We start from the raw sequence: 761 nt of genomic DNA, 5'->3' as shown, positions 1-761 counted from the left end.
CGCCGGCGCCGTCCTCACCCCCGCACTTCGCGCGGAACTCCAGGGCAGTCTCCTGCACTGACCGGAGCCCGCACGGATCCACCCACCGTCCCACCTCCCCGCCGGGTCCGACCCGACCGGACCCGGCGTCTCACCCTCAGCTAGCCTCAGGCAGCTGATCCCGCCTCAGCTGGCATCACCCCAGCTGGAACCGGCTGCTCAAGGCTGCAGCACAAGGAGGACCCATGACCCCGCCCTCGACACCCGCCGGCCCGTACGGCAACGGGTACGGCAGCGGCTACGGCGGGCAGCAGTCCGACGGCTACGAGCAGCAGCCGCTGGTCCGCCCGTACGCGATGACCGGTGGCCGGACCCGTCCCCGGTACCAGCTCGCCATCGAGGCCCTGATCTCCACCACCGGCTCCGCCGAGCGCACCGGCGGGCTGCTGCCCGAGCACGCCCGGATCGTCAACCTCTGCCGTGAGGTCAAGTCCATCGCGGAGATCTCCGCGCTGGCCGGTGTGCCGCTCGGTGTCGCCCGCATCCTCGTCGCCGACCTCGCGGAAGCCGGTCTCGTCGCCATCCACCAGCCCGCCGCCGCGGGCGAGTCGGGCGGAACGCCCGATGTCACGCTGCTCGAAAGGGTCCTCAGTGGACTTCGCAAGCTCTAACGGATCCGCCCGTGCCACGACGTCGGCAAAGATCGTCGTGGCGGGCGGTTTCGGTGTCGGCAAGACCACGCTCGTCGGCGCCGTCTCCGAGATCAACCCGCTGCGCACCGA

Annotated in this window: 1 protein-coding gene and 1 pseudogene; both read left to right on the top strand. The window is 71.4% G+C overall.

The genetic code is table 11. The features are described from left to right. Window positions 1–224: 224 nt before the first annotated feature. Complete coding sequence (locus IE332_RS40475; RefSeq protein ID WP_045706034.1) at window positions 225–650, top strand: DUF742 domain-containing protein; 426 nt, start codon at window positions 225–227, stop codon at window positions 648–650. Then, window positions 631–761: pseudogene (locus tag IE332_RS40470) on the top strand (ATP-binding protein); the annotation flags it as partial. The gene IE332_RS40475 and the pseudogene IE332_RS40470, both read left to right, overlap by 20 nt.

This window comes from Kitasatospora xanthocidica, assembly GCF_014656195.1.
Classification (GTDB): domain Bacteria; phylum Actinomycetota; class Actinomycetes; order Streptomycetales; family Streptomycetaceae; genus Kitasatospora; species Kitasatospora xanthocidica.
This window is presented reverse-complemented; position numbering and strand designations above follow the sequence as displayed.